This window comes from Microbacterium sp. LWH3-1.2 (assembly GCF_040675855.1).
Classification (GTDB): domain Bacteria; phylum Actinomycetota; class Actinomycetes; order Actinomycetales; family Microbacteriaceae; genus Microbacterium.
Map to the genome: position 1 here is coordinate 3,705,703 of NZ_JBEGIK010000001.1, position 19,865 is coordinate 3,725,567.

The window sequence follows — 19,865 nt, forward strand, 5'->3', positions numbered from 1 at the left end:
GCGGCGCGTGCGGCTAGCACTCAGGAGACCCACAGGCAATACCTCTTGTGCAGGCGACCCACGGGCGTACCTTGATCTCAGACCCCGCGAACGCCGTCCCGAAAGCTCCACCCCCCTGACGGGCGACGCTCGTGGATGGTGAGCGCGGAGATCGCTCCCCCAGTGGCGTTTCTCCCTGGCGCCCCGACGCTGTCCGCCCGTCCCCACCGGCGGACAGCGCCATGTCGGGCGAGAATCGTGCGAATCGCACGATGCCGCGCCACCGGGCGCCACTAGAGTCATGCCCATGGCATCAGGAAAGCAGCAGCAGAAGCCCGAACCCGAGCTCCACGGGGGTGTCCTCTCTGGCGGCGGAAGCGCCACCCTGTGGGGCTGGCTCATCGGACTCGTGGTCTTCGTGTTCGTGGCGGTCCCGATCTCGATCGCGGTCCGCTTCGCGACCCACCCGGCGACGCAGTCGCTCTTCGGCGGGCGCCTGGAGGACGCGACCAGCGGCGCCTACTCCGCGTTCTGGTGGATCGTGGCGCTGTTCCTCTTCGCCATCCCCGTGCTGGTCGGCTGGGGCGTCGCCAAGCTCTCCGGCCGTACGCTCGCGATCATCGTCGGCATCGTCGCGGTGTTCTTCATCGCGATCCTCGTCTTCGGCCAGCTGTTCTGATCCGACACGGGCGAGCCCGCGCGCACCGGGTCGTCGTGGCACCCCGCGATAATGGGACCATGACGACCGGGTACAGCGCGATCTCGAGCTACTCCCGCGTCGAGATCATGCACCTCCTGCAGGAGCGCCCGCAGCGGGCGATCTCCGAGCTCGTCGAGGCGACCGGCCTGCACGCCAACACCGTACGCGAGCACGTCCAGCGCCTCATCGACGCCGGCTACGTGATCGCCGAGACCGAGCACCGCACGACCCGCGGCCGCCCGCGCGTGCTCTACTCCGCGGCCACCGGCTCGGACGAGGCCTCGAGCCCTGTCGCCGTCCGCCGGGCGGAGGAGGCGGCTCGTCGCGGAGATCTTCTGCGTCGCGTGTACGGATCCGACACGGACGCCGACCTCGGCGCCGACGCCCTGCACCAGCTCGACGCACTCGTGGAGGACCTCGGCGACGCCGGCTTCGATCCTTTCGTCGACGCGCGCGACCTCACGGTCGACCTGACCCCCTGCCCGCACGTGCCCGCTGCCGAGCACCGCGGCGTGCTGTGCAGCGTCCATGTCGGTCTCATGGACAGCGTGCTCGCACAGGCCGGCGGCCCGCTGCGCGTCGAGGGCATCGCCGCGTCGTGCGACCCGACGCAGTGCATCGTGCAGCTCGGCGCCACACGCGGCTGAGTCCCGGCGACGGTCAGTGCACCGGCGCGGCCACCCGCACCCGATCCGGGCGGGAGTAGACGTTCATCGACGAGCCGCGCACGAACCCGACGAGGGTGAGCCCGGACGCCGCGGCCAGCTCGACGGCCAGCGACGACGGCGCAGAGACCGCGGACAGGATCGGGATGCCGGCCATCACCGCTTTCTGGACGAGCTCGAAGCTCGCACGCCCCGAGACCTGCAGCACGGTTCCGCCGAGCGGCAGCAGGTCTTCGAGCACGGCCCAGCCGATCACCTTGTCGACCGCGTTGTGCCGGCCGACGTCCTCGCGCAGCACGAGGAGTTCGCCGGACGCGGCGTCGAACAGCGCCGCGGCGTGGAGGCCGCCGGTCTTGTCGAACACCGTCTGCCCCGCCCGCAGCTCGTCGGGAAGACGCGTGAGAAGTGCGGCGTCCACGGCGGCGGCATCCGTGCCGACGTCGTAGCGGGACCGCTTCTCGATCGCCTCGATCGACGCCGTACCGCAGACGCCGCACGAGCTCGTGGTGTAGAAGTTGCGGGCGATGTCGGTCACGAGCGGCGCGAGCTCGGGAGCGAGCGCGATGTCGAGCACGTTGTAGGTGTTCTCCGTCGACGCCGCCGGCGCCACGACCGCCGGCATGGGGCCGACGCCGATCGTCAGCAGCGGCGTCGGCGGTACCGAGCCCGTGCCCGGTCCGCCGCAGTGGATCGCGGAGCGGAGATCGGCCGCCGCGGACATCACACCTTCCGACACCAGGAAGCCCGCCGCGAGCTCGATGTCGTTCCCGGGGGTGCGCATCGTCACGGTCAGCGGCTCCCCCGCGACCCGCATCTCGAGCGGTTCCTCGACCACGAGGGTGTCGGCGCGGCGACGGACGACGGCATCACCGTCGTTCAGCACGATGCGGGTGACGGGGGTGCGGGTGGTGATGCGGCCCATCTCAGCCGCCGATCGCGTTCATGCCGCGCGCCGGCTGCAGGAACGACGGGTCGTTGATCGCATGCCCCGGGAGCTTCCCGCGCACACAGGACCGCAGCATCCCATCGACCTGCCCATCGTCCCCGCCGCCGCGCAGGATCGGCAGCAGGTCGTACTCGGTGCTCGAGAACAGGCAGTTGCGCAACTGCCCGTCCGCGGTGAGCCGCAGCCGGTCGCAGTCGCCGCAGAACGGCGCCGTCACCGACGCGATCACCCCCACCGAATGCGGCCCACCATCGAGGGTCCACCGCGCCGCGGGCGCCCCACCCCGACCAGGCACCGGCGTCAACGTCCACCGTGCCGACAGCGCGGTGAGGATCTCGTCCTGCGTCACCATCCGCGACCGGTCCCAGGTGTGCCCGGCATCCAACGGCATCTGCTCGATGAACCTCATCTGCGCCCCCTGCCCGATCGCGAACTCCACCAGGTCGACGAGCTCGTCGTCGTTCACCTCACGCATCGCCACCGCGTTGAGCTTCAACGGCCGCAGCCCCGATGCGGCGGCCGCAGCGATCCCGTCCCGCACATCGTCCAGCCGGTCCCGGCGGGTCAGCGCCTGGAACCGGTCGCGGCGCAGCGTGTCGATCGAGATGTTCAGCCGGTGAAGCCCGGCATCGACCAGGCCGGGCAGCAGGTCGGGCAGCCGGATCCCGTTCGTCGTCATCGCGATCTCCACCGGCCGGCCGTCGGGCCCGGTGATCGCCGCGAGCCGGCGCACCACCTCGACGATGTCGGTCCGCAGCAGCGGCTCCCCACCGGTGAGCCGGAACGTCGTGATCCCGTCCGCCGCGGCCACCATCGCGATGCGCGCGATCTCGTCCAGCGTGAGGATGCTCGTCTTCGCGAGCCACTCGTTGCCCTGCTCCGGCATGCAGTACGTGCACCGCAGCGAGCACCGGTCCGTCAGCGAGATCCGCAGGTCGCGGTGCACCCGGCCATGCGTGTCCACCAACGGCGCACCCCCCACACGGGCCGCCGCAGACGCCGCGAGCACGCCGACATCAGCGGATGCCGCGGGAACAGGCACCCGCCGACCGATCGTCATCGGGATCGCACTCACGCGCCCGGCTCCGATCGCTGTGCCCGGCTCGCCATGTTTCCGAGGGTAGTCGCGCCGCGGACGGCGGGCGCCGTTGCCGCGTCATTATTCACGGCGGGAGGGCTCGCCTCAGCACCGGATTCCTGGGAATCTGGGTGCACCGGGCGCCCGATGGGGCTATGTCGCCCGTGTGGTCTGACCACATGCTACGGTGATCAGACCCAGTCCGGAACGATCGGAGAATCGCATCGTGGATCTGCTGGACCCTCTGCTGCTGGCGCGCTGGCAGTTCGGCCTCACGACGCTGTACCACTTCCTCTTCGTCCCCCTCACGCTCGGGATGGCGCTGACGGTCGCGATCTTCCAGACCGCGTGGTTCCGCACCGGCAACGCGAAATGGCTCCATCTCACCCGGTTCTTCGGCAAGATCTTCCTGATCAACTTCGCGATGGGCGTCGTGACGGGCATCGTGCAGGAGTTCCAGTTCGGCATGAACTGGTCGTCCTATTCGCGGTTCGTGGGAGACGTGTTCGGGGCGCCGCTCGCCTTCGAGGGCCTCATGGCCTTCTTCTTCGAGGCGACGTTCATCGGCCTCTGGATCTTCGGCTGGGACAAGCTGCCCAAGGCGCTGCACCTCGCGAGCATCTGGATCGCGACGATCGGCGCGTGGTTCTCGGCGTACTTCATCCTCGCCGCGAACGCGTTCATGCAGAACCCCGTCGGCTTCAAGATGGCTGAGGATGGCTCGCGCGCCGAGATGACCGACTTCTTCGCGGTGCTGACGAACCCCGTCGCCCTCGCGGCGCTCCCCCACACCCTGTTCGCGGCGTTCATGATGACCGCGGGGGTGATCGTCTCGATCTCCGCCTGGCACCTGCTGCGCAAGCAGAACGTCGAGATGATGCGCTCGTCGCTGACGTTCGGCCTGTGGGGACTGATCGCCGCTTTCGCAGGTGTCGCGATCTCGGGCGACCAGCTCAGCCTCGTCATGGTCGCGACGCAGCCGATGAAGATGGCGGCTGCCGAGGCGATGTTCGACAGCGCCTGCGGAGCGGACGCCTCGTTCTCGATCTTCACGCTCGGCACGCCCGACGGAACGAGCGAGCTGTTCTCGATCCGCGTGCCCTACCTGCTGGCGCTGCTGTCGACGCACTCGTTCGACGGCTGCGTCGAGGGCATCAACGACCTCAACAACCTCTACACGACCGAGCTGTTCCCGCAGTTCGCGGACCAGGTCGACGGAAACTTCGCCCCGATCCTGTGGGTCACCTACTGGGCGTTCCGCTGGATGATCGGTCTCGGCGGCGTCGCCGCGCTCGTCGCGGTCGTCGGCCTCTGGCTCACACGCAAGAAGGCCAAGCGCGAGGTTCCCGCCTGGGCATGGCGTCTCGCGATCTGGGCGTGGCCCGCATCCCTGCTCGCCATCCTCGTGGGCTGGGTCTTCACCGAGATGGGCCGCCAGCCGTGGATCGTGTTCAGCCTCATGCTGACCGAGGACGGCGTCTCGCCCTCAGTGCCGGGATGGACGGTGCTCATCTCGCTGACCGCGTTCACGCTGATCTACGCGGCGCTTGCGGTGGTCGAGTTCGGCCTCATCCTCAAGACGGCCAAGAAGGGTCCCGAACCCCTTCCCGAGCCCGGGGCGCCCGACGCACGCACCCAGGCGGTCGAAGACACCCCGACGACGGTCTACTAAGGGCTGCAGGAGCACATCATGGATCTCGCCTACCTCTGGTTCTGGATCGTCGGATTCCTCTTCGTCGGCTACTTCGTGCTCGACGGGTTCGACTTCGGCGTCGGCATGTCGTTGCCGTTCCTCGGCAAGAACGACATCAGCCGCCGCCAGGTCATCAACACCATCGGCCCCGTGTGGGACCTCAACGAGACCTGGGTGATCGTCGCCGGCGCGTGCCTGTTCGCGGCGTTCCCGGAGTGGTACGCGACGCTCTTCAGCGGCTTCTACCTCGCGCTGCTGCTGATCCTGCTCGCACTGATCCTGCGCGGTGTCTCGTTCGAGTACCGCCACCAGCGCGACTCGCTGCGGTGGAAGAAGGGGTTCGACACGATGATCGTCGTCGGCTCCGCCGTGCCGGCCCTCCTGTGGGGCGTCGCCGTCGCGAACATCGTGCAGGGGGTTCCGCTGGACGCGGACCACGAGTTCACCGGTTCGCTGCTGACCCTGCTCAACCCGTACGGCCTGCTCGGCGGTCTGACGACGCTGCTGCTGTTCTTCACCCACGGCGTGTACTTCGTGGCGCTGAAGACGGACGGCCAGGTCGCCGCTGACGCACGTCGACTCGCCGGTCGCGCCGGACTCCTCACGATCGTGATCGCTGCGGCGTTCCTCGTGTGGACGGTAGGCATGGCGTTCTCCGAGGGCCGCGAGTTCGCGATGGTCACGGCGGTCCTGTCGGCCGTGGCGGCCGTGCTCCTCATCGCCTCGTGGCTCTCGAACGCCCGCGGCCGCGAGGGCTGGGCCTTCGGCTTCGGCGCCTTCACGATCGTGACGGCGGTGCTCGCGGTGTGGTTCGCGTTGTTCCCCTACGTCATGCCGTCGACCGGCGACCCCGCCGGATCGCTCACCATCGAGAACGCGTCGAGCACCGACTACACGCTGACGATCATGTCGTGGGCTGCCCTGATCTTCCTGCCGCTCGTGCTCGCCTACCAGGGCTGGACGTACTGGATCTTCCGCAAGCGCGTCACCCGCTCCCGCATCGAGCAGGCCGCGACGACGGCCGCGCACTGAGTGAGATGTGGACGGATGCTGCGGGCCGCAGCATCCGTCTCATCACTTCGCCGACAGCCCCAGAACCGGATACATCACGGTGAACCCCTCCTGCAGTCCGCCGGTCAGCGCGTCACCGACGTGACCGGCGCCGGGCACCTCGTAGTACGTGACCGTCATGCCGACGGCCTGCGCCTCGGCCGACACGTCCTTGGCGGCCTGGATGTAGGTCGGATCCTCCGAGCCCGCGGTGAACACGGCGGTCATGCCGTCGTACGTACCCGAAGGAGCGGCCTGCATGATGTTGATCGGCTTGGCGGCCTCGAACCCCGCGCTGTCGCCTCCGTAGATCGTGGTGGTGACGCTGCCGGGGTCTTCCGCCGCGTGGACAGCGACAGACCGAGGGATGGGTAGGGTCGAGGTGGAATGAGTGAGACGGATGCCCCGCCTCGCGTGAACGGCAAACCCGTCGACCCACGGCTGCTGCGGTACGCGAGCGCCTCTCGCGGTTTCTTCGTCGCGATCGCCGCCATCGCGGCGGCGCAGACCGCGGTGATCGTCGCGTTCGCGTGGCTGCTGACGCGGGCGATCACCGGAGCGATCGACGGGATGCCGTGGGCCGACCTCGCGCCCACTCTCGGCGCGCTCGCGCTCGTGGTCGCGCTGCGTGCGGTGCTGCTGTGGACGCGCGAAGCCGTCGCCGCCCGCGCGGCCGCGCGCGTGCAGGGTCAGCTGCGCGCGACGCTCGTCGAGGCCATCGGCGTGCTCGGGCCCGAATGGCTCGGCGCCCGCAACTCGGCCGCGCTCGCCGTGACCGCGGGACGCGGGCTCGACGCCCTCGAGGCGTACTTCGGCCGCTACCTGCCGCAGCTCGTGCAGACCGTGGTGGCGACGCCGCTGATCCTCGCGGTGATGTGGTGGCAGGACTGGATCTCGGGGCTCACCGTGCTGCTCACGCTCCCCCTCATCCCGATCTTCATGGTGCTCATCGGCCTCGCGACCCAGTCGGTGCAGCAGCGGCAGTGGCGCACGCTGCAGCGCTTGGCGTCGCGATTCGCCGACACTGTGCAGGGACTGTCGACCCTCAAGGTGTTCGGCCGGCAGCACCGGGCCGCGGCATCCATCGAACGGGTCACCGGCGAGTACCGCCGCGAGACGATGCGCGTCCTGCGAGTGTCGTTCCTTTCGGGGTTCGCGCTCGAGTTCCTCGCCTCGATCGCCGTCGCGATCGTGGCGGTCTCGATCGGGTTCCGGCTGATCGACGGGACGCTGACACTGGCCGTCGGGCTCTTCGTGCTGCTGCTGGCACCAGAGGCATACCTGCCGCTGCGCCAGGTCGGCGTCCAGTTCCACGCCGCGGCCGAGGGGGTCGCGGCGACCGACGACGTGTTCGACGTGCTCGACGCCGCGCGGACCAGCCCGCGGGCGGAGGAACCGGTCGTCGAGCGAGCGAGGAGCGAGCAAGGCGGAACGCCTGCACCCGGCGCACACGCCGTGCTCGTCCTCGATCGCGTCCGCGTGCGCCGCGGAGAACGGATGCTGCCAGCCGTCGATCTGACGGCGGGCCCGGGCACGGTCACCCTCGTCGAGGGGCCGAGCGGGGCCGGCAAATCCAGCCTCATCGCCGCTCTGCGGGGAGCAGCCGCCTTCGGCGGGGAGGCATCGTGGGACGGCGCCGACCTGCGCGCCCTCGCACCGTCGGAGTGGCTCGCGTGGGCGGGCCAGCGCCCCGGGCTCCTCACCGGCAGCATCGCCGACAACGTCGCCCTCGGCGATCCGACACCCGATCCGGCGACGGTGCGGCGCGCGCTCGAGCTCGCCTGCGCCGATGGGCTCGACCCTGCGCAGGAGCTCGGCGTGCAGGGCGCCGGCCTCTCCGGCGGCCAGGCTCAGCGCGTCGCGGTCGCCCGCGCGTTCTACCGGCACCTGTGCGGGGACGCCGCGGTGATCGCGCTCGACGAACCCAGCTCGGCGCTCGACCCCCGGACAGAGGGCCGGCTATGGCGCAACATCCGTCTCCTCGCCGACGAGGGCGCGACGGTGCTGCTGATCTCGCACCGTACGTCGGCGCGCGCCATCGCCGACCAGGTCGTGCGCCTCGAGCCGAGCGAGGTGCTCGCATGACCGCCCCGAGCCAGCCCGAACACCCCCGCTCACCTGTCGCAAACGGCCGCCCGGAGCAGCACGTCCTGACAGGCGAGCAACCCTCCACGTTGGGAGCGGTGCTGCGCGGCGCGATGCCGCCGGCGCGGCGGTTCTGGTGGGCGCTCGCGGCCGGGTTCGCCTCGGAAGCCTCGGCTGTCGCGCTGCTCGCCGTCAGCGCGTGGCTCATCGTGCGCGCGAGCGAGCAGCCGCCGGTGCTGTACCTGTCGGCCGCGGTCGTCGGCGTGCGATTCTTCGCCATCTCGCGCGCTTCGTTCCGCTACCTCGAGCGGCTCACCGGCCACGACGCCGCCTTGCGGCAGCTCGCATCGACGCGCGCCGACCTCGTGCGCCGGCTCGTCCCCCTGGCCCCCGACGGCCTGGCGCGCACGCGCCGGGGCTCAGTGCTGGGGGCGCTCGTCGACGACGTCGACGAACTGCAGAATCTTCCGCTGCGTGTCGTGCAGCCGCTGGTCTCGTCGGCACTGGTCGCCCTCGGCGCGGTCGTGCTGCTCGCGGTCGTGTGGTGGCCGGCTGCCCTGACCCTGCTCGCGTGCCTCATCGTCGCGGCGGCGATCGCCACGCTGTGGGGATGGATGTCGGGCGCCCGGGCAGAACGGGCCATCGCCCCGCTGCGCGCCCGCCTCGCCGACGCGGTGCTCGACCACATCGGCAGCCTCGACGTGCTGACCGCGTTCGGCGCGGAGGCGCAGAGCCGGGAGCGCATCGCCGGCGCCGACGCCGACCTGCGGCGCGCCGTCGTCCGCCGGTCCGGAGCGCAGGCCGGCACCGCCGCCCTCGTGTCGCTCCTCGCCGGCGCCGCGTCGATCGCCGCCGTGCTGGTCTCCGCGCCGGGCGCGGCATCCGGCTCGCTCAGCGGTCCGTCCCTCGCGGTCGCCGTGCTTGTGCCGATGGCGGTGTTCGAGGTGTTCGCGTCGGTGCCGATGGCCGCGTCGGCGTGGCGCCTGGTGCGGGCGTCGGCGGAGCGCATCGCGGATTCGCTGCCCGCCACCGCGCCCGCTGAACTCGCCCCCGAGACCGTCGAGGCCACGGGTGACGCTCCCGCTCTCGGCGGCGGCATCCGGTTGCAGGGGGCGAGCGTACGGTGGCCGGGCGCCGCCGAGCCCGCGCTGCGCGACATCGACCTCGCGATCCGGCCGGGCGAACGGGTGCTCGTCATGGGCTCGAGCGGCGCGGGCAAGAGCACCCTCGCGCACGCGCTCGTGCGGTTCCTCGAGACCGAGGGAGGCTACGACGTCGGCCCCCGCTCGGTGCACGACCTCTCCCCCGACGACGTGCGGCTCACGGTGGGCTTGTGCGAGCAGCATCCGATGCTCTTCGACGAGGACATCCGCCAGAACCTGCTCTTCGCGCGCGACACCGCGACGGATGCCGAGCTCGAGGCCGCCCTCGACCGCGTCGGCCTCGGCGCGTGGCTGGGCGAGCGCGGCGGACTCGGCGCGCGCGTCGGCGAGCGCGGCGCCCTGGTGTCGGGCGGACAGGCGCAGCGGATCGCGCTCGCGCGGGCGCTGCTGCGGGGCTTCCCGGTGCTCGTGCTCGACGAGCCCACCGCGGGCGTCGACCCCGAGGCATCCGATCGCCTCCTCGCCGACCTGCTGGGCGCCGTCCGCGACGACCAGGCCGTGGTGCTCATCTCGCACGTCGCCGTGCCCGACAGGCTCGTCGACCGCATCGTGCGCATCGAAGACGGCCGCCTGGCCCGATGATCACCGCCCGCGCAACCACCCGCCGGGTTCGGTGCTCGAGCGGCTGGTCTCGGGCGAGCCGCTCCTCGGTGACCGACCCGCCGTACTCACGCCGGCGCGGGCTCCGCCACGACGGCCTCGGCGGCCGCGGTGATGCGGCGCGCCATCCCCGCGAAGATGAATCCGTGGAACGGCACCACCGCGACCCAGTACAGGCGCCCCGCGAGCCCTCGTGGGAAGAACACGGCGCGCTGATCGTAGCGTGAGCCGCCGCCATCGCCGTCGGGCGAGGCCTGCAGCTCGAGCCACGCGAGACCCGGCACCTTCATCTCGGCCCGGAGGCGCAGCATCCGTCCCGGTTCGAGAGCTTCGACGCGCCAGAAGTCGAGGGCGTCGCCGACGGCGAGCCGTTCTTTGCTGCGCCGCCCGCGGGCCAGCCCGATGCCGCCGACGAGGCGGTCCATCCAGCCGCGCACAGCCCACAGCAGAGGCGACGAGTACCAGCCGTTCTCACCGCCGATCCCCACGATCACACCCCACAGCGCCGATGGCGAGGCGGGGGTGTGGGTCGTGCGCACGTCGGTGAAGACGACACGACCTGCCCAGTCGGGATCGTTGGGCAGCGGGTCGCTCGGCGCGCCGAGCACCTCGGCATCCTGCCAGCTCGTCTCGATCGCGTCTGCCTCGACGCGACCGAGCGCCATTCGTACCGCCGTCCGGTAGGGCGTCAAGCCTCCGTCGGGCGGCGGGATCAGGTCGTCGATCGCGAGGTCCTTGACGATGCACTCGTTCTGCAGCGACTCGACGAGCGGGCGGGCGATGGAGCGGGGAATCGGCGTGACGAGGTTCACCCAGTGAGAGGCGAGCCGCGGCGTGAGCACCGGCAGCGCCGCGATGGGTCGCTGCCTCAGGCCTGCTTCGACGGCGTAGCCATTCATCATCTGCCCGTACCGCAGCACATCGGGTCCGCCGATGTCGACAGCCCGGTTCACGTCGGCGGGCAGCCGCGCGGCACCCAGCAGGTAGTGCAGCACGTCGCGCACGGCGATCGGCTGGATGCGGTTGCGCACCCACTTCGGCGCCGGCATGTAAGGCAGCACCTCGGTGAGGTGACGCACCATCTCGAACGACGCGGACCCGGATCCGATCACGACGCCCGCCTGCAGCACGATGGTGGGCACCCCGCTCGCGAGGAACGTCTCGCCGACCTCGACGCGCGAGCGCAGATGCGGCGACAGCGCCACCCCCTCGGGGTGCAGGCCCCCGAGGTACACGATCCGACCGACGGATGCCTCCACCGCCGCCCGCGCGACCGTCTGGGCCGCGCGACGGTCGGCGTCGGCGAACGACGTGCCGCCCGACATCGAGTGGACGAGGTAGTAGACGACGTCGACATCACGCGCCGCTTCGCCGACGGATGCGGCATCCGTGGCGTCGCCGCGGACGATCTCGACGCTGTCGCTCCAGGGGAACGCGACCGCCCGGGCCGCGTCGCGTGCCAGGACGCGCACTTCGTACCCGGCGTTCAGGAGCCGGGGAACCAGGCGACCGCCGATGTAGCCCGTTGCCCCGAGGACCAGTGCCCGGCGCGCGGAGCCGTCGTCGCGCGGCCGGGCGATGAGCGCCGGCTCACGGCCGGTCGGCGCAGAGACATCGTCCACGCCCGCAGACTACGGGAGACCTCCGGCCGCCCCAACGGCTTGACGCCGCGTGCCCGAAGGCGTACGTCACAGGCGCGTGGCGAAGACCTGCGTGCCCTCCGGCGACGGCAGCGGCTCGAACCCGACGCGCGGGTAGAACGCGATCGCTCCCGTGTTGTCGGACGACGCGACGAGGTGCAGGCCCGGCACGCCCGCCTCGCGCAGCGCGTTCTCGAAGGTCTCGATGAGACGGCGGCCGAGCCCTTGACCCTGGGTCTCGGGCAGCAGGTCGATGTGCAGATGCGCGGGGTATTCGTCGCCGAACGGCTGGGCACCCCCTCGGCGCGCGTAGGCGTAGCGCACGATGCCGTCCTGGCGCGAGACGCTCACCGGCAGCGGGTCGCCCTGCGGCTCGGGCCAGCGCTCGGAGAACCGCGGCCACCACCCGGTGGCGAACCAGTCCTCGAACGCGGCGGAATCCGGCGCGCCGACGACGTAGCCCACGACGCGTTCGTCGTCGGCCTCGACGACGAACGCGAACTCGGGGTGGTGCGCCGCATACGGGAGCACGAAGATCTCGGCCCAGAGGTCGTCGTCGTCGAGCAACCCGGTGGCGTCGGCGCCGGCATCCGCGGTCTTGAGGCAGATCTCGGCGAGGGCGGGCTCGTCACCCGGCCGGAAGGGGCGGATTCGCATCACCGGCCGAGTCTACGGCCGTGTCCGTCAAGGCTCGCTCGCTCACCGAGCGAAACCGACACACCTGTCATCGAGCGGGGCGCGCTCTGGCGCGCGGGGTCGAAACGCGCCTCACCCGGCGCAGGCTCACGGCACGTCGACGAAGCGCACGTCGGCCGGGTCCACGCGCAGCGTGATCGGGTCCCCGGGCCCGAGGCCCGCCGCGCGATCGGCGGCCACGTCCACGGCGACGTCGGGGTCGGCGGTGCGCACGCGCACGCCCGCGGGGGTCTGCTCGAGCCGCACGATGCGCGCGATCCACTCCCCCGCACCGCGGGGCGGCCCCTCGGCGACCCGGACGTCGCTCGGGCGGAACACGGCCGCGGAAGACGGATGCCGCGTCCCCGCCGGGCGGGGCAGCACGAGGTTCCCGGCACGCCAGGCGGCAGCATCCGTCCTCCCTTCCACCCGGTTGAGACCCGCAACCGCCGCGGCGAAGCGGGTCGCCGGAGAGGCGAGCACTTCACGGACAGGGCCGGACTGCGTGACGCGGCCGCCCTCGAGCACCACCAAGCGGCTCGCGAGGGCGACGGCGTCGACCGCGTCGTGGGTCGCGACGACCGCGGTCGTGCCGGTGGCCGCGAGCTGCTGATGCAGGAGCGCGCGCACGTCGCCGGCGGTCTCGGTGTCGAGGGACGTGAGCGGCTCGTCGAGGAGGAGGGCGGCGGGCGCCGTCGCGAGGGCACGCGCGAGCGCCACGCGCTGCTGCTGGCCGCCCGACAGCTGTGCGGGACGACGCCCGCCGAGACCTTCGAGGCCGACGCGCCGAAGCCAGTCACCGGCGCCGTCCGCGGCGGCGGCCTTCGTCGCCCCGTGGACGCGGAGCCCGAACGCGACGTTGTCGATCGCGCTGAGATGTGGGAACAGCCGCGGGTCCTGCCCGAGCAGCACCACGCCGCGCGACGCGGGCGGCGTGCGGCGCGCCGGAGACGCGTCGATCGCGCGACCCCCGAGGTGCACATGTCCTTCGTCGAACCCGGTGAGCCCCGCGAGCACCCCGAGCAGCGTCGACTTGCCGGCCCCGCTCGGCCCCATCAGAGCGACGACGGCTCCCGACGCCGCCTGGAGTGCGACGTCGAGAGCGAACCCGCCGCGACGCACCACCACCCGGGCGTCCAATCCGGCCGCCGCGTGGGACGCGGCGTTCGTCCCGGCGTGCGGCGCGACCGCGCTCACCGCGGAGCCTCTGCCCGCCAGGCGCGCACGAGGAGCAGCACCCCGACGGCGGTCACGAGGAGCAGCAGCGACAGTGCCACCGCCGTTCCCTGCGACACACCGGCGCCGTTGAACGCGGTGTAGATCGCGAGCGGCATGGTCTGCGTCACGCCCGGAGCGTTGCCCGCGAACAGCGCGGTCGCCCCGAACTCCCCGATCGCCCGGGCGAAGCACAGCACGATGCCGGCGACCAGTCCCGGGGCGGCGAGCGGGAGCGTCACGCGGGCGAGGATCGTCCAGCGCCCCGCACCCAAGCCCGCCGCCGCCTGCTCATACCCCCATCCGGTCGACCGCAGCGCTCCCTCGAGCGCGAGCACGAGGAACGGCAGCGCGACGAAGGTCTGCGCCATCACGACTGCGGTCGTCGTGAACGGGATGCGGATGCCCCACTCCGCGAGAATGCCGCCGAGCCAGCTGGTGCGGCCGAAGAGGAACAGCATGGCGACGCCGCCGACCATGGGCGGCAGCACCAGCGGCACCGTCACGAGGGCCCGGAGAACGGCGGCCGTGCGGACGGTGCTCCGCGCGATGAGAAGCGCCAGCGGCACCCCGAGCACGACGCACACGACGGTCGCCACCGCGCCGGTCGCGAGCGAGAGCCCGAGGGCCGACAGCGCCACGGACGACGTGACATCGCTCCACAGCGTCGCCCATTCGACCCGCAGCACGAGGGCGCCGAGCGGCAGCACCAGCAGGGCGAGCCCGATCACCGCCGGCACGGCGAGCACGCGCGGCACGAACCCCGCGCGCTCCTCGCGCGCGGGTGCGTGTGCCGCAGCGAGCATTATGGCGCCCCGAAGCCGAGGTCGGTGAGCACGTGCCGGCCTTCGCCGCCGAGCACGAACGCGACGAACGCGCCGGCGACGCCGGGGCTCGCGGCGGCGGAGAGCGCCACGATCGGGTAGCGGTTGACGACGTCCTCGGCACCCCCTATCTCGATCGCGTCGACGGCGTCCGTGGTCTTCGCATCCGTCACGTACACGAGTCCCGCGTCCGCCTCGCCGGCCGCCACCTTCGTGAGCACCGCGGTGACGTTCTGCTCGTAGCTGTCGACGCTCGCCGTCACGCCGGCGTTCGACAGCAGCGTCGCCGACGCCGCGCCGCACGGCACCTCGGCGGCGCACAGCACGACGGTCAGGTCGGCGGTGGCGAGGTCGTCGAGACTCTCGACGTCCCCCGGGTTGCCGGCGGGCACCACCAGCACGAGCGTGTTGCCGGCGAACACCTGAGGGTCGGCGGCGAGCCCTTCGTCCACGACCTTCTGCATGTTCTTCTCGTCGGCCGATGCGAACACGTCGACCGGGGCGCCCTCGATGATCTGCGTCGCGAGGGTCGACGAGCCGTCGTAGGTGATCGGCTGCACATCGACGGACGGATGCCGCGCCTCGAACTCCGTCGCCAGCTCATCGAAGGCCGCCTTCAGCGACGCCGCCGCGTAGACCGTGAGGTCGCCGGTGAGCTCGGGCTCTGCCGGCGTCGATGCCGACGTCGCGAGCGGATCCTGGTCGGTGCCGGTCGCGCAGCCGGTGAGCAGCAGCGCCAGGGCGGCCAGCACGACGGAGGCGCGCAGGAGCGCGGAGCGCGCCATGTCAGCTCTTCGGTGTGTCGACGATGACGTTCGTGGCCTTCACCACGGCGACCGCGAGGGACCCGGGCTGGAGACCCAGCTCGCGCACCGCCTCGCTCGACATGAGTGAGACCACGCGATGCGGGCCGGACTGGATGTCGACCTGCGCCATCACTCCGTCGGCCTGCACGCGGGTGACCAGCCCGACGAAGCGGTTGCGAGCGCTCGAGAGCGCGTCGGCGGGATCATTCGGCGATGCCGCCAGTTCGACGGCGTGCGCCGCGAGCGCGTCGCCGGGGATCTCGATCGGCGACGCCCCGGTCGTGGGCAGCGTCCCGGCGTCGACCCACCGCCTGACGGTGTCGTCGCTCACGCCGAGCAGGCGCGCGGCTTCCGCGATCTTGTAGCTGGCCATAGGCTCACGCTATCACCGCATCTGCGGCGTCACTCAAGCGATTTCACCGCAATTGCGGGTTGCGGCAGGGAATCACTCCGCCTGCATCGTCGGCTGGCGCCGTGCGCTCGTCGTTGCGGGTCGGCTCGGCGCGGTGATCGCTCATGTGCTGCTCCCCGCGTTTCGGGAACGATAGGCCTCCCGAAGACGGCGAGGCATGGGCCTTGACGTGGCATGGGCCTTGACAACGTGGCGACGGGAACGGCGGCTCCCCGCCGATGCATCGATCGGAGCTGCCGAACGAGCGGCCCGGGCTCCGACCCGCGCGGCTAGCCTGAAAGCATGGCATTTCCCCCGCTCGTCGAGCCGGTCGCGGAGCTGACCGACGCCGAACGCACGCGCACCGCCCGTCACCGGGTGCTCGCTGGCTTCGGTGAGATCGCCCAGCGCCGGCTCGCCGCTGCCCACGTCGCCGTCGTCGGGGCGGGCGGCATCGGTTCTCCCGTCGTGCTGGCGCTCGCCGCCGCGGGCGTCGGCACCATCACGGTGGTCGACGACGACCTGGTCGAGGCATCCAATCTCCAGCGGCAGGTCATGCACCGTGTGAGCGACGTGGGCGCGGCGAAGGTCGACTCGGCCGTGCGCATCGCCACCGACCTCTCTCCCACGACCGTGGTGCGGCCGGTGCAGGCACTGCTCACACTCGACAACGCAGTGGAGCTCCTCTCCGGCGCACACGTCGTGGTCGACGGCACCGACACGTTCGAGACCCGCGAGGCCGTCGCGTCCGCATGCGAGCGGCTCGGCGTGCCATTGGTGTGGGGCGTCGTGCAGGAGTTCCACGCGCAGGCCACCGTCTTCTGGTCGGCTCCCCCCGCGGGCGCGATGCCCGTGCGGCTCGGGGATCTGTACCCGCCGGACGCGGGACGCGAAGCCCCGTCGTGCGCCCAGGTGGGCGTGCTCGGCGCGCTGTGCCTGCAGGTCGGGTCGATTCTCGCGACCGAGACCGTGAAGCTCGTCACCGGGGTGGGCGAGCCGCTGTTCGGACGCGTGCTGGTGATCGATGCACTCCGCGGACGGACCGACGAGGTGCCGCTGCGGCCGGCAACGGATCGAGCGACGGATGCGGCGACTCCCGCGTCCGCGGAGGCGCCCACGGCACCGCGGCTTCGAGCGGCGCCCGCGATCCCGCAGCTCTCCCCCGCCGAAGCTCTCGCCGCGCAGCACGCCGGGACGACGCTGCTCGACGTGCGCGAGCCCTTCGAGACCGAGCGGGGCGTCATCCCCGGATCGGTGCTCCTGCCGCTCGGCGACGTGCTCGCCGACCCGTCGGGCGTCGGCGCGACGGCGGTGATCGTCGTGTGCCAGGTGGGCATGCGCGCGCAGCGCGCGGCCGTGGCGCTGCGCGGTGCCGGGGTCGAGGCATCCGTCCTCGCCGGAGGCATCGACGCGTGGAACCGCGACATCGCGGCGGTCCACGCGTGAACGGGCTGCGCACCGTCGAGGATCACCTCGCCGACGTGCTCGCCGCCGCCGTGCCCCTACCCGGCGAGCGCGTCCCGCTCAGCGACGCGCACGGCCGCACTCTCAACGAACCCGTGCGCGCAGCCGAGGACATCCCGGTCTTCGACAACTCCGCGATGGACGGCTTCGCCGTGCGCTTCGCGGATGTCACGGATGCGGCCGCCGACGCCCCGGTGACCCTCCGGGTCGTTTCCGATCTGCCCGCCGGCACCGCCGACGACCCGGCCCTCGCGCCCGGTGAGGCCGCCCGCATCATGACGGGGTCGCCGGTCCCGTCCGACGCGGACGCCATCGTGCCGTTCGAGGACACGGCCGGCGGACTCGCGGACTCGCTCGGATCGATCTCGGTCCTGCGCGCGCCGCGCGCCGCAGGTGCGCACATCCGCCGCGCCGGCGAGGACGCGCATGCCGGCGCAGAGGTGCTTCCCGCAGGCGTCGTGCTCGGTGCCCTGCAGGTTGCGGCGGTGGCGGCATCCGGAGTCGCCGAGGTCGTGGTCTCGCGGCGGCCACGGGTGGCCGTCATCTCGACCGGCAGCGAACTGGTCGAGGCCGGGGCGCCGCTGCGCCGCGGCCAGATCCCCGAATCGAACAGTGTGCTGCTCGCCGCCCTCGCCGCGGACGCCGGCGCCGAGGTCGTGCGCCGCGCGAGCGTTCCAGACGAGCCCGGCGACCTCGACGCGGTGCTGGCGGAGGTCACGGACCCGCGATCGCCGCAGTGCGCCGACGTCGTCGTCTTCTCCGGCGGGGTCAGCGCGGGCGCGTACGAGGTCGTCAAGACGACCCTCGCGAGCACGATGACGTTCTCGAAGATCGCGATGCAGCCGGGCAAGCCGCAGGGCTTCGGCCGCCTTCCCTCGGGCGCGCTGCTGTTCGGCCTCCCCGGAAACCCCGTCAGCGCCGCGGTGTCGTTCGAGGTGTTCGTCCGCTCGGCGCTCCTGCGCATGCAGGGTCGCCGCGTGCTGGATCGCCCCGTCCTCGCCCTGCCCGCGGGCGACGGCTGGCGCACTCCGCCCGGCCGGCGGCAGTACCTCCCCGTCACCATCGATCGCACCGACCCGCGAGCATGGCGGGTGATCCCCGCGACCTCCGGCGGCTCACACCTCGCCGGCGGCCTGGGCCGCGCCGAGGCGTACGCGGTGGTGCCGGCGGAGGCCGACGCCGTCTCAGCCGGCGACCTCGTCGATGTCATGCTGATCTCATGAGCACCGACCAGCCCACGTTCACGCACCTCGACGAGGCGGGCAATGCCCGCATGGTCGACGTGACCCTCAAGCAGCCGACGGTGCGCTCGGCCACCGCGCGAGGCTTCGTGCGCTGCGCGACGGACGTCGTCGCAGCGCTCCGCGACGGCTCGGTGCCGAAGGGGGACGTGCTCGCGGTCGCCCGTATCTCGGGCATTCAGGCCGCCAAGCGGACGCCCGACCTGCTGCCGCTCGCTCACGTCATCGGCGTGCACGGCGCCACGGTGGACTTCGCGATCGACGACGACGGCGTGCGCATCGAGGCGACCGTGCGCACCGCCGATCGCACCGGCGTCGAGATGGAGGCGCTCACCGCGGTCTCCGTCGCCGCCCTCGCGGTCGTCGACATGGTGAAGGGCCTCGACAAGGGCACCTCGATCGAGAACGTGCGCATCGTGACGAAGACGGGCGGCAAGAGCGGCGACTGGCACCGCCCGGGCGAGGCATGACGCCGGCTCCGGGCGACCTCGGCGCCATCCTGCTGGCCGGCGGCCGCGCCTCCCGCGTCGACGGCGCGGCGAAGCCCTTGTTCGACGTCGGCGGACGCACGCTGTTGACGGCGGCGGTGTCGGCGGCGGCGGATGCTGCCGCCCGGCCGATCACCGTGGTGGCACCCGTCCTCGACGAGACGCTGCCGGTCGCGTGGGTGCGCGAAGACCCGCCGTTCACGGGCCCGGCCGCGGCGGTCGTCGCCGCCCTCGCCTCCTGGGCGGAGGAGGAGGACCCGACGTGGACGCTTCTGCTCGCGTGCGACCTCCCCGGCGTGGGCGCCGCCGTACAGCGGCTCGTCGACGACATCCGGCTCCTGCCCTCCGATACCGACGGCGTCTGCCTGGCCGACGCGTCGAGCCGGCCGCAGTGGCTGATCGGCGCGTATCGCACGCATGCGCTGCGGGCCGCGGCATCCGCTCTTCCCGATGACGGTCGCGACGCGCCCGTCCGTGCGCTGCTCGACGATCTGGCGATCGCCGTCGTCACCGCACCCGACGACCTGACCCGCGACGTCGACACGTGGGAGGATCTGGAAGAGGCCCGACGAAGGGCCGAGCACGCACCGGAGGAGCCGTCATGAGCGAGCAGTCCCGCACCCTTCCGCCCGAGGCCCTGGACGCGTGGGCCGACGCGCTGCGCGAGCGGTTCGGCCTCGCGCCCGAAGAGCTTCCGGTGGCGCTGATCCTCGACCTCGCGCGCGACGTCGCGCTCGGGGTCGCACGCCCGGCCGCGCCGTTCAGCGCGTTCGCGGCCGGCCTCGTCGCCGGGCGGGCCGGCGGCTCGCCCGAAGACACCGCCGCCGCGGCGGCCATCATCACCGCGATGGCGAAAGAGTGGGACGTCTAGTGGCCGTCGTCCGCTACTTCGCCGCCGCCCAGGAGGCCACCGGCCTCGATACCGAGCGCCGGTCCGAAGCCACGCTCGGCGCGCTGCGCGAGGCCGTGTCGGCCGCCTACCCCGGGCTCGGCGGCATCCTCCCCCGCTGCGCGGTGCTCGTCGGCGGCTCGCGCGTCGCCGACGACACCCCGCTCGGCTCCGAAGACCTCGTCGACGTGCTGCCGCCTTTCGCGGGCGGCTGATCCCCCGGACCGCGCACAGGATCGGAGATCCTCGGCCACACATCGGGAACGGATGCCG

General features: G+C 72.2%; 21 protein-coding genes. 12 read left to right on the top strand and 9 right to left on the bottom strand.

Going from position 1 to position 19,865, the window contains the following annotated elements:
• Positions 1 to 286: 286 nt before the first annotated feature.
• Positions 287 to 658, top strand: a complete 372-nt coding sequence (locus MRBLWH3_RS17330) for a hypothetical protein (RefSeq protein ID WP_363434633.1) — start codon at positions 287 to 289, stop codon at positions 656 to 658.
• 59 nt (positions 659 to 717) lie between these two features.
• Complete coding sequence (locus MRBLWH3_RS17335; protein ID WP_363434636.1) at positions 718 to 1,326, top strand: ArsR family transcriptional regulator; 609 nt, start codon at positions 718 to 720, stop codon at positions 1,324 to 1,326.
• Between the two features lie 13 nt (positions 1,327 to 1,339).
• Here the strand turns inward: MRBLWH3_RS17335 and fdhD are convergent, their stop codons facing one another.
• Both fdhD and moaA read right to left on the bottom strand, forming a co-directional pair.
• On the bottom strand, positions 1,340 to 2,266 hold the full coding sequence (gene fdhD, locus MRBLWH3_RS17340) for a formate dehydrogenase accessory sulfurtransferase FdhD (RefSeq protein WP_363434639.1): 927 nt from the start codon (positions 2,264 to 2,266) through the stop codon (positions 1,340 to 1,342).
• A 1-nt stretch (position 2,267) separates the two neighbouring features.
• On the bottom strand, positions 2,268 to 3,350 hold the full coding sequence (gene moaA / locus MRBLWH3_RS17345) for a GTP 3',8-cyclase MoaA (RefSeq protein ID WP_414685412.1): 1,083 nt from the start codon (positions 3,348 to 3,350) through the stop codon (positions 2,268 to 2,270).
• A 244-nt stretch (positions 3,351 to 3,594) separates the two neighbouring features.
• Here moaA and MRBLWH3_RS17350 point away from each other — a divergent pair, with 244 nt between their 5' ends.
• Both MRBLWH3_RS17350 and cydB read left to right on the top strand, forming a co-directional pair.
• Positions 3,595 to 5,040: a cytochrome ubiquinol oxidase subunit I gene (locus MRBLWH3_RS17350; protein ID WP_363434645.1), complete on the top strand. Its 1,446-nt coding sequence runs from the start codon at positions 3,595 to 3,597 to the stop codon at positions 5,038 to 5,040.
• A gap of 18 nt (positions 5,041 to 5,058) precedes the next feature.
• Entirely contained in the window at positions 5,059 to 6,093 is a 1,035-nt protein-coding gene (gene cydB / locus MRBLWH3_RS17355; RefSeq protein WP_363434648.1) for a cytochrome d ubiquinol oxidase subunit II, read from the top strand.
• A gap of 42 nt (positions 6,094 to 6,135) precedes the next feature.
• Here cydB and MRBLWH3_RS17360 read toward each other — a convergent pair whose 3' ends face one another.
• Entirely contained in the window at positions 6,136 to 6,339 is a 204-nt protein-coding gene (locus tag MRBLWH3_RS17360; RefSeq protein WP_363434651.1) for a hypothetical protein, read from the bottom strand.
• A 159-nt stretch (positions 6,340 to 6,498) separates the two neighbouring features.
• Between MRBLWH3_RS17360 and cydD the strand changes: the two genes are divergently transcribed.
• Positions 6,499 to 8,196 carry a thiol reductant ABC exporter subunit CydD gene (gene cydD, locus MRBLWH3_RS17365; RefSeq protein ID WP_363434654.1) on the top strand — a complete coding sequence of 566 codons (1,698 nt, stop codon included), beginning with the start codon at positions 6,499 to 6,501 and terminating at the stop codon, positions 8,194 to 8,196.
• Positions 8,193 to 9,941: a thiol reductant ABC exporter subunit CydC gene (gene cydC, locus MRBLWH3_RS17370; protein ID WP_363434657.1), complete on the top strand. Its 1,749-nt coding sequence runs from the start codon at positions 8,193 to 8,195 to the stop codon at positions 9,939 to 9,941. The genes cydD and cydC overlap by 4 nt, the downstream gene beginning before the upstream one ends.
• An 86-nt stretch (positions 9,942 to 10,027) precedes the next feature.
• On the opposite strand, the gene MRBLWH3_RS17375 is transcribed toward cydC, so the two are convergent.
• The 6 genes from MRBLWH3_RS17375 to MRBLWH3_RS17400 form a co-directional block, all read right to left on the bottom strand.
• The gene (locus MRBLWH3_RS17375) at positions 10,028 to 11,581 is read right to left on the bottom strand and encodes an SDR family oxidoreductase (RefSeq protein WP_363434661.1); all 1,554 of its coding nucleotides are present in this window, start codon (positions 11,579 to 11,581) and stop codon (positions 10,028 to 10,030) included.
• Positions 11,582 to 11,647: 66 nt separating this feature from the next.
• Positions 11,648 to 12,256: a GNAT family N-acetyltransferase gene (locus MRBLWH3_RS17380; protein ID WP_414685413.1), complete on the bottom strand. Its 609-nt coding sequence runs from the start codon at positions 12,254 to 12,256 to the stop codon at positions 11,648 to 11,650.
• Positions 12,257 to 12,382: 126 nt separating this feature from the next.
• Complete coding sequence (locus MRBLWH3_RS17385; RefSeq protein WP_363434666.1) at positions 12,383 to 13,471, bottom strand: sulfate/molybdate ABC transporter ATP-binding protein; 1,089 nt, start codon at positions 13,469 to 13,471, stop codon at positions 12,383 to 12,385.
• The gene (locus MRBLWH3_RS17390; RefSeq protein WP_363434669.1) at positions 13,468 to 14,295 is read right to left on the bottom strand and encodes an ABC transporter permease; all 828 of its coding nucleotides are present in this window, start codon (positions 14,293 to 14,295) and stop codon (positions 13,468 to 13,470) included. Before MRBLWH3_RS17390 ends, MRBLWH3_RS17385 begins: the two co-directional genes overlap by 4 nt.
• Positions 14,295 to 15,098: a molybdate ABC transporter substrate-binding protein gene (gene modA, locus MRBLWH3_RS17395; protein ID WP_363434672.1), complete on the bottom strand. Its 804-nt coding sequence runs from the start codon at positions 15,096 to 15,098 to the stop codon at positions 14,295 to 14,297. Before modA ends, MRBLWH3_RS17390 begins: the two co-directional genes overlap by 1 nt.
• Before the next feature lies 1 nt (position 15,099).
• Positions 15,100 to 15,492, bottom strand: coding sequence for a TOBE domain-containing protein (locus tag MRBLWH3_RS17400; protein ID WP_363434675.1), 393 nt, complete (start codon positions 15,490 to 15,492; stop codon positions 15,100 to 15,102).
• Between the two features lie 321 nt (positions 15,493 to 15,813).
• Here MRBLWH3_RS17400 and MRBLWH3_RS17405 point away from each other — a divergent pair, with 321 nt between their 5' ends.
• The 6 genes from MRBLWH3_RS17405 to MRBLWH3_RS17430 are packed head-to-tail and all read left to right on the top strand — an operon-like array spanning position 15,814 to position 19,807.
• Positions 15,814 to 16,956: a ThiF family adenylyltransferase gene (locus tag MRBLWH3_RS17405; protein ID WP_363434677.1), complete on the top strand. Its 1,143-nt coding sequence runs from the start codon at positions 15,814 to 15,816 to the stop codon at positions 16,954 to 16,956.
• Entirely contained in the window at positions 16,923 to 18,197 is a 1,275-nt protein-coding gene (gene glp, locus MRBLWH3_RS17410) for a gephyrin-like molybdotransferase Glp (protein WP_363434680.1), read from the top strand. The genes MRBLWH3_RS17405 and glp overlap by 34 nt, the downstream gene beginning before the upstream one ends.
• A complete protein-coding gene (gene moaC, locus MRBLWH3_RS17415; protein WP_363434683.1) occupies positions 18,194 to 18,685 on the top strand; it encodes a cyclic pyranopterin monophosphate synthase MoaC in 492 nt (163 codons plus the stop codon). Before glp ends, moaC begins: the two co-directional genes overlap by 4 nt.
• A complete protein-coding gene (gene mobA, locus MRBLWH3_RS17420; protein WP_363434686.1) occupies positions 18,682 to 19,308 on the top strand; it encodes a molybdenum cofactor guanylyltransferase in 627 nt (208 codons plus the stop codon). The genes moaC and mobA overlap by 4 nt, the downstream gene beginning before the upstream one ends.
• Positions 19,305 to 19,574 (top strand): DUF6457 domain-containing protein, encoded by a 270-nt coding sequence (locus MRBLWH3_RS17425; RefSeq protein WP_341997462.1) that lies wholly within the window; start codon positions 19,305 to 19,307, stop codon positions 19,572 to 19,574. The genes mobA and MRBLWH3_RS17425 overlap by 4 nt, the downstream gene beginning before the upstream one ends.
• Positions 19,574 to 19,807 (top strand): MoaD/ThiS family protein, encoded by a 234-nt coding sequence (locus MRBLWH3_RS17430; protein ID WP_341997460.1) that lies wholly within the window; start codon positions 19,574 to 19,576, stop codon positions 19,805 to 19,807. Before MRBLWH3_RS17425 ends, MRBLWH3_RS17430 begins: the two co-directional genes overlap by 1 nt.
• Positions 19,808 to 19,865 lie beyond the last annotated feature (58 nt).